A 7,394-nucleotide genomic window follows, 5' to 3' on the forward strand; every position below is an offset into this window, starting at 1 on the left:
CGGATCGTTGTCTGAGTTTGTGGAACATCTGCGGCTGATGGCGCGCTACAACGCGTGGCAGAACTGGTCGCTTGTTGCGGCGGCGGATACGCTGAGTGATGCGAAGCGGTGGCAGGATCGGGGTGCGTTTTTCGGCTCTATTGCGGCGACTTTCAATCATTTGCTGTGGGACGATGCGCTGTGGTTGGCCCGCTTTGCAGGGGAAACGCGGCCTGAATTGAATGTCCCTGTCTCTTTGGAGGCACCGCGAGAGTGGGAGGCGTTCAAAGAGCTGCGAACAGCGCGGGATGCGGCGGTAAGCGCCTGGGCCGGAGGTCTTGCGTCATCCGATTTGCAAGGTGTGATTGCGTGGTATCCTGGGGGAGGGGACGTGCGGGTTGAGAAACCGGCGGCGGTGTGTTTTGCGCATCTGTTCAATCACCAAACCCATCACCGGGGGCAGATACACGGGATGTTGACGGCGGCAGGCGCGCGACCTGAGCCGACGGATTTGCCGATGTTGGGGTAGGGGCGCATCTGGATGCGCCATACGGTTTGGGGCTCTGCTTGTGGTCAGAAGAATCTGAGTGCGGTCACTTGCGGGAAGACGTGGAGTCCTGTGCTGGCGGCACGTTGGGCTGCGCCTGTTTTCCCCGCCACAGGATGAAGAGGCCTGAAAAGACAATCAAACTTGATCCGGCCATTATTGAAAAGCTCAACTGCTCGCCGAAAACCACAATCCCGAGCGCTATTCCAAACAACAACCGTGTGTACCTGAAGGGGGTGACGGCGGACACCTCTCCGATGCGCATGGCTTTCATCAAGCTCACATAGGCGGCAACACCTGTCAGCACGGCCCCAAGAAGGAAAAGAGACGCCTCGACACGGGGCTGTACAAAGGGCGCGCCTTGCCAGACGGAAAACATCGCACCGGCAACGATGATGGACACAAAGCCGTAGAATCCAAGGATCGACGTGCTGAGTGATGCCGGGGCCGCACGGCTTGCGAGATCGCGGCCCGCGAAACCGATCATTCCGATGATGGCCAGAACCGACAGTATGGAAAAACTGTCTGTGCCGGGTTGAATGATGATCACCACCCCGACCAGTCCAATGAGAATGGCGGCCCATCTGCGCCAGCCCACTTTTTCGCCAAAAAGCAATGCCGCTCCTGCCACCACGACAAGTGGGGTTGCCTGCAGGATAACCGTGGCCGCGGACAATGGGGTGAGTGAAATGGCGAGCACATAGAACAAGCGACCGACGATTTCGAAGAACGCCCGCATGCGCATTGGGCGCGACAGGACGTCCGGCGAGAACAGTGGTTCCTTGTTGAGGAGCGCCATGCAAGCAAAAACAAAGGCACCCCCGCAGCCGAAGATGATCAAGATCTGACCCACCGGCAGCGTTTCAGATGCAGCTTTGACAAAGGTATCTTCGACAGCAAACACCGCCATCGAAGCGATCATCCAGACACTGCCAATCAGGTTGGCCTTCCGGTCTGTTGCAATGTCAGCCGTCACAAGTCTTCCAATATTGGTTCACGCTTGGACGACTGCCGAGTCTGCATTGCCCAACCACATTCTCTTGCGAGTTGCGGTGCCTGACTTGCCCCGGCCAGTCAATGTGGAATTGGCAATTCCTTGCAGACCGAATGGGTGGTTGCAGGGCGTATGCCGCACGTTTTCTTTGGCGCAGAATTCCGGATGGTGTAGGTCGGCGCGTTGCTTTTGCCCGTCGCTTGTCTACTCTCTGCTACGGTCAGGTTGGCGCGCGGCCGGAGCCGACGGATCTGCCAATGTTGGGGTAGGGTGAGCCCCATGATCAGGATTTGGCCGCAACTTGAGTTCCGGCGCTATTCCATGGCCGATTCAACTTAGGCAAGCTTTGCATCTGCCCTTTCAAAAGTCTTCTTGACCTCAATCTTGGTTGAGGTGGTCAACTGTACCCTTCAAGGGGAACGCGATGGCACAGCAAGCAAACGAAAACAGCACGAAGATTGGGGTATCTGCCGTCGGCATGAACCAGGAAACGCTTGCGCTTGATAAGCCGGTTTGTGCCACATGCGGGACTGCGTTTCCGGCGGGCGTTGACGTGCCCGCGATCTGCCCGATTTGCGAGGACGAGCGACAATACGTTCCCCGAGGTGGTCAGGCCTGGACGTCCGCTGAACCGCATCCCTTTGGGGCCGTCGGCCGTCCGGGCAATTGTCGCGGCGGTGGCACCCTATCCAATCGAACGTCTTCATGGCGCAACGTTAGGCGGAACGATCCCTTCGGAAGCCCACGCGGCCCTTCAATACTCGGCCGCGCGGTACCTGAGGGCCATTGAGGCGGTGGAGTAGGTTGGCAACGCTCTTCGCCTCCAACCGCGATTGCCCCGAAACCTAAGCCTTATGTCGGGGCCGTTTCTCGCAGCCATTGGAAGACCCATGTCTCGGAGAGCCGCCGCGTGTCATCGGCGACGTGGGCGGTGAGTTCGATCAGGTCGTGATCCTGCCCGTCGATGTCGATGAACAGGCGCCATGTGGGCACGGCCGCGTCCGAGACTTTGTGCAGGACCATGCCGTCGATCTCACCGGCGGAGTGGGTGACGATCGGCGCGACTTTGGCGTCTTCGGACAGGGACCCAAGTGCGCCGCCTTGGAAGTCGATGACGAACTTGCGCAGGTTGGGGTTGTCCAGCGGGACGCCCGAGGGGCCGCCGATGCCTGCGAGCGTGCCTTGCACCCAGGCAAGCTCGCCTGAGGGGGGCAGGTCGCCCCAATGCATGCGGTAGCTGTAGGTGCGGCTTTCGCCCGCCTGTGGTGCGCTTTTGGGCACCCAGAAGGCAACGATGTTGTCGTCGATTTCCAGATCAGCGGGGATTTCCACCAGGCGCACGATGCCCGGTCCCCAATTGTTCAGGGGCTCGATCATCACCGAGGGGCGGTCGTGGTAACGCGCGCCTGCGTCCTGGTAGTCTTCATAGGTGCGGTCGCGCTGGACCAGGCCGAACTGGGCCATCTGCGGTTCGTCGAAATAGGAGCTTGAGACGCGGGGCGGGTTGTTGAGCGGGCGCAGGATGACGTTGCCGTTCTTTCGGATGATCTTGAGCGCTTCGCTGTCGTGGACCTGCCTCCGGAAATCGTCGAAATCCCGTTCAGTATGTTCGGCGAAATAGAACATGGATGTGAGCGGGCCGAGCCCCAGTTGCGGGACCGTTTCGCGGAAGAACAGCGTTGCCTCGACATCCATGGTGGTGTCATCGCCGGGTGTGATCGTGAATTTGTAGGCCCCGGTGACCGAGGCGCTGTCGAGGGCGGCGTAGACTGTTAGCGACGCGTCGGTTGCCGTGGGCCTTTCCAGCCAGAACTCGGAGAAGCGTGGGAATTCTTCGGGCCCGTTCAGCCATGTGTTGATGGCGAGTCCACGGGCCGAGAGGCCATAGCTGTTGCCGCGGCCCAGGGCGCGGAAATAGCTGGCGCCGAGGAAGGTGACCACCTCGTCAAACTTGTCGGGCGTGTTCAGGGGGTGGGTCAGCTTCAGCCCGGCAATTCCTGACAGCTCGGCGTGGTCTGGCACCCGCGCGCCCACATCGTTGCGGTATTCGAAATCGTCGGTCGAGAATATCAGCGGGCGGGCGGTGCCATCCGTGACTTCGTGGATCTTCACCGGTTCCTTGAACAGCCAGCCCGGGTGGAAGGACGACACGTGGAAGGGCAGGGGGGTGTCGGACCACCGTGCGGCCTCCGGCCGGAAATAGATGTTGCGGTAGTCGTCATAGGTCAGGTTCTGGAGGAAGTTGTCGAGCGGTGGCGGTGGTGCGTCAGGCGCTTGCGCCCGGCCCTGCATCCGGTCCTTGAGCCACTCGTAGGAGAACGCTTGCCCCGTAGCATCGCCAAACACCGTTTGGGGCAGGGCAACGCCTGCCAAAAGCGTGGCAAGGGCGCTGCGGCGGTTCATATGCGCTGTGAGGGCCATCTTTGTCCTTTTGGTGTGCGATCCACGGTGTGACAGATGCAAGGCCCGTGCGGTGGCGTCCAGTCCCTTGTCGTCACTTTTCACCGGGGCGCATTCACATCGTCGCCAGTGTCCGGTTTGATCGGCAGGATTGTGCCAGAATGCAAAAGGCCGCCGGGGTCCGACGGCCTTTGTAGACTTTATCCGGGGTCCGCTTAGCTGCCGCCGTCCTGCAGCGATACAAGGTAGGCGTAGAGGTTCACAGCGTCCTCTTCCTTGCGGACCTTGTAGGTCATCTTGGAGCGGCCGTTGTCGCCGGTGACCTCACGCAGGTAGGCAGTAGGGTCTTGGGCGTAGGCGACGAACACTTCTTCCGTGATCACGAGGCCTTCCATCTCGGCTGCGAGCTGGTTGATGTCGGAATAGCGGAAGTCTTCGACCATGCCGAACTTACCACCGGCGATGCCGTAGAGGTTCGGGCCGGTCTTGGCGTTGCGGCCTGCCAGCGTGTCGCCTGCTTCGTTCTGGACGACGTGGCACGAGATGCATTGGCGGAATGCCTTTTCCCCTGCGGCGGCGTCGCCGGAGGCTGCGTGGCCGTCTGCAAATGCGGGCACGGCCAGCGTGGCAGTTGTCGCTGCGATGGCAAGTGTGCGGAACATGTGAATCTCCTTCCAAAGTTCTTGGCAAGAACGTAGTGGGTTCGTGGTCAAGTCAACAGTAACTTTGACTTGATCCCGGGATCGGCGGGAATTCTTTGATTCTTTTCCCCTGTCACGCAACAGCGTGGGCGATAGCGCACTGTTTCCATAGGTCTTTCAGGGCCATCACGAGGTGTTCGATGTCCTCGGTGCTGTGTAGGGGTGACGGTGTGAACCGCAGCCGTTCGGTGCCCTTGGGAACTGTGGGGTAGTTGATGGGCTGCACGTAGATCCCGTATTGCTGCATCAGGTAGTCCGACAGCATCCGGCATTTGACCGGGTCCTTGATCATCACAGGGATGATGTGGGACGGGTTTTCCATATGCGGAATCCCCTCCTGATCCAGCCGTTTGCGCAGGTAGGCCACGCGTTTGCGTTGTTCGATGCGTTCCTGGTCCGATTGCTTGAGGTGGCGGATGGATGTGCGTGCCGCTGACGCGACCGCGGGGGGCAGGGCGGTGGTGAAGATGAAGCCGGAGGCGAAGCTGCGGATGAAGTCGCAGAGTGCTTCGGACCCGGTCACGTAGCCCCCCACCACGCCATAGGCTTTGCCGAGCGTGCCTTCGATCAGGGTGATGCGGTCCATCAGGCCCAACTCTTCTGCGACGCCGCCGCCGCGGGGGCCGTACATGCCGACGGCATGCACTTCGTCGATATAGCTCATTGCACCATGTTTCTCGCACACATCGAGGATTTCTGCGATCGGTGCGATGTCGCCGTCCATGGAGTAAACCGACTCAAACGCCACGATTTTCGGGGCGTTGGCGGGCAGGGCGGCCAGTTTGCGGTCAAGATCCTCGGGGTCGTTGTGTTTCCAGATCACCTTGTTGGCCCGTGAGTGGCGGATGCCTTCGATCATGGAGGCGTGGTTCAGCTCGTCCGAGAGGATCACTGCGTCGGGGAGCCGTGACCCGAGCGTCGAGAGGGCCGCCCAGTTCGAGACGTAGCCGGAGGTGAACAGGAGCGCGCTTTCCTTGCCATGGAGATCTGCCAGTTCTTCCTCAAGCAGCTTGTGGGCGTGGTTGGTGCCCGAGATGTTGCGCGTGCCGCCTGCGCCCGCACCGCACTCATCAATCGCGTCCTTCATCGCTTTGGTCACCGACGGATGCTGGCCCATGCCGAGGTAGTCGTTCGAGCACCAGACGGTCACCTGGTCTGGGGCATCTTCGTTGTGGCACCTTGCGCGGGGGAACGCACCGGACTGGCGCTCCAGCTCTGCGAATATGCGGTAGTTCCCCTCCTCTTTCAGCGCATCGAGTTGGGTTTGGAACAAAGCATCAAAGTCCATGATGTCCCCCTGTGGTGTTTTTGGTTGGTTTTGCCTCTGGCAGCATCCAGCGCCAGAGCCGTTCGTCGGGGATGGGCAGGACCATCACCCAGTGTTCGAGGGCCGCAAGGGCCGTCAGCGCCGTGAGCAGGGCAAAGCCCGTCACTGCGCCGGTGGTTTCGGCGGCGTAGAGCCGTTCGAGCCAGCAGGCGGCCGCAAAGGTGAGTGCCGTCACCGAGATCGGGAAGAGCCAGTTCATGCCCGCCGTGCGGAAGTGGCTGGGTAGATGGCTGAGAGCTTCGGGCAAGAAATCCACGTGGATGCGGGGGACGCCGAAGAAGAGGTTCAGCTTGGCCGAGATGCGGGCGAAGAAGAGGACGGCGAAGGTGTAGAAGGCAAATGGGTTGGGGGCGTGCCAGAGGGCGAGGGCCAGTCCGATCAGCGTCGCTGTCAGCAGCATCTCGTGATAGGCGATGGTGCCCCATGCGCGGATGAAGCGTTCCCATTCCGCTTTGTGCGGGGGCACGGGCATTCGGTTGGGGCCGGTAATGACGCCCGTGAGGAAGGCCAGTTCGATCCAGCCCCAGAGGGCGAGGGCCGAGAGGAACGCGACATAGGTGCCCAGGATGTCGGTCTGTGTCATGGACCAGTGGGTGCCGTAAGCGCCCAAGGCCACCAGGGGCAGGGCGACGATTGTCGTGGTGCGCCGCGCCTTTTCGCCGGAACGGTCGGCGTACTTGACCGCCATCAGGATGGTGCCGGTGGAGAACCACCAGATGAACAGGGCGATAAGGGCGGCGATCCATGGGGTCATGCGTGTGCCCCCGACATGCTGAGGGCTGCGCCCGAGCCTGGGTGGGCGCGTGTTCCATGCTTGTGATGCGACGCGATTGCGGTACTCAGAACACTGGTTCGGCGAGTGACTTTACCAATGCGCCCTCCCGGGGGGAGGGTCGGGCGCTGCCCGGGGTAAACCCGGGCGAGACAGTTCTGCGGTCGCGCTTTCGTAAGCGTCCGCAAAACTGTGTGCTTATGCCAAACGGCGTGGCTCAATACGCAGGCTCCAACCGGGTGCTTTCCGGCACCACGTGTTTCTTGGCCGGGATCGTGTAGAGCGCCACGAAGGCCGCAGCGGCCCGCAGCTGTGCGCCGATCTTTTTCAGCCCTGTCGCCTCGGCCATGTCGACATTGGCCTTTTGCAGCTTCTCAAGCTGGCGCTGCCACCGCGGGTGGTCGATGTCGAGCGTGATGGGGAAGATCTGTTCCGACAGTTTCGACGTCTTGGTGAACACTTCGTGTGCATACCAGTCCGGGTCCACGCCGAGCGCTTCGTGGAAGGCCGGGCGCTGATGGTCGCGCACATACATCGTCGCGTAGACCGCCGTCAGGAAGAACTTGATCCAGTATACGTTCATTCCGCTGGTCAGCTTCGGGTCGGTCTTCATCAGCAAGGCAAAGGCCTCGCCGTGGCTGAACTCGTCATTGCACCACTCTTCGAACCATTTG

6 protein-coding genes and 1 pseudogene are annotated in these 7,394 nt (G+C 61.0%); 1 reads left to right on the forward strand and 6 read right to left on the reverse strand.

What is annotated here, in order from left to right; genetic code table 11:
- Positions 1-508 (forward strand): DinB family protein (locus tag AC6RA8_RS19710; protein WP_500355122.1); only part of this gene is annotated, 508 nt, incomplete at its 5' end.
- A gap of 64 nt (positions 509-572) precedes the next feature.
- Here AC6RA8_RS19710 and AC6RA8_RS19715 read toward each other — a convergent pair.
- From AC6RA8_RS19715 to AC6RA8_RS19740, 6 genes and pseudogenes are all read right to left on the reverse strand, one after another.
- Complete coding sequence (locus AC6RA8_RS19715; protein ID WP_500355133.1) at positions 573-1,448, reverse strand: DMT family transporter; 876 nt, start codon at positions 1,446-1,448, stop codon at positions 573-575.
- A gap of 924 nt (positions 1,449-2,372) precedes the next feature.
- A complete protein-coding gene (locus AC6RA8_RS19720) occupies positions 2,373-3,941 on the reverse strand; it encodes an OpgD/OpgG family glucan biosynthesis protein (RefSeq protein WP_500355125.1) in 1,569 nt (522 codons plus the stop codon).
- 194 nt (positions 3,942-4,135) lie between these two features.
- Positions 4,136-4,582: a c-type cytochrome gene (locus AC6RA8_RS19725; protein ID WP_500355127.1), complete on the reverse strand. Its 447-nt coding sequence runs from the start codon at positions 4,580-4,582 to the stop codon at positions 4,136-4,138.
- 112 nt (positions 4,583-4,694) lie between these two features.
- A complete protein-coding gene (gene hemA, locus AC6RA8_RS19730; protein ID WP_500355129.1) occupies positions 4,695-5,909 on the reverse strand; it encodes a 5-aminolevulinate synthase in 1,215 nt (404 codons plus the stop codon).
- Positions 5,899-6,702, reverse strand: coding sequence for a putative photosynthetic complex assembly protein PuhE (puhE, locus tag AC6RA8_RS19735; RefSeq protein ID WP_500355131.1), 804 nt, complete (start codon positions 6,700-6,702; stop codon positions 5,899-5,901). The genes hemA and puhE overlap by 11 nt, the downstream gene beginning before the upstream one ends.
- A gap of 235 nt (positions 6,703-6,937) precedes the next feature.
- Positions 6,938-7,394 (reverse strand): annotated as a pseudogene (locus AC6RA8_RS19740) (magnesium-protoporphyrin IX monomethyl ester (oxidative) cyclase); the annotation flags it as partial.

It is taken from the genome of Tateyamaria sp., assembly GCF_059783535.1.

What these genes read in the sequence shown, in the direction of transcription:
- AC6RA8_RS19720 (WP_500355125.1), bottom strand. Translation starts at nt 3,941, where the DNA reads ATGGCCCTCACAGCGCATATGAACCGCCGCAGCGCCCTTGCCACGCTT.
- hemA (WP_500355129.1), bottom strand. Translation starts at nt 5,909, where the DNA reads ATGGACTTTGATGCTTTGTTCCAAACCCAACTCGATGCGCTGAAAGAG.
- puhE (WP_500355131.1), bottom strand. Translation starts at nt 6,702, where the DNA reads ATGACCCCATGGATCGCCGCCCTTATCGCCCTGTTCATCTGGTGGTTC.
- AC6RA8_RS19715 (WP_500355133.1), bottom strand. Translation starts at nt 1,448, where the DNA reads ATGATCGCTTCGATGGCGGTGTTTGCTGTCGAAGATACCTTTGTCAAA.
- AC6RA8_RS19725 (WP_500355127.1), bottom strand. Translation starts at nt 4,582, where the DNA reads ATGTTCCGCACACTTGCCATCGCAGCGACAACTGCCACGCTGGCCGTG.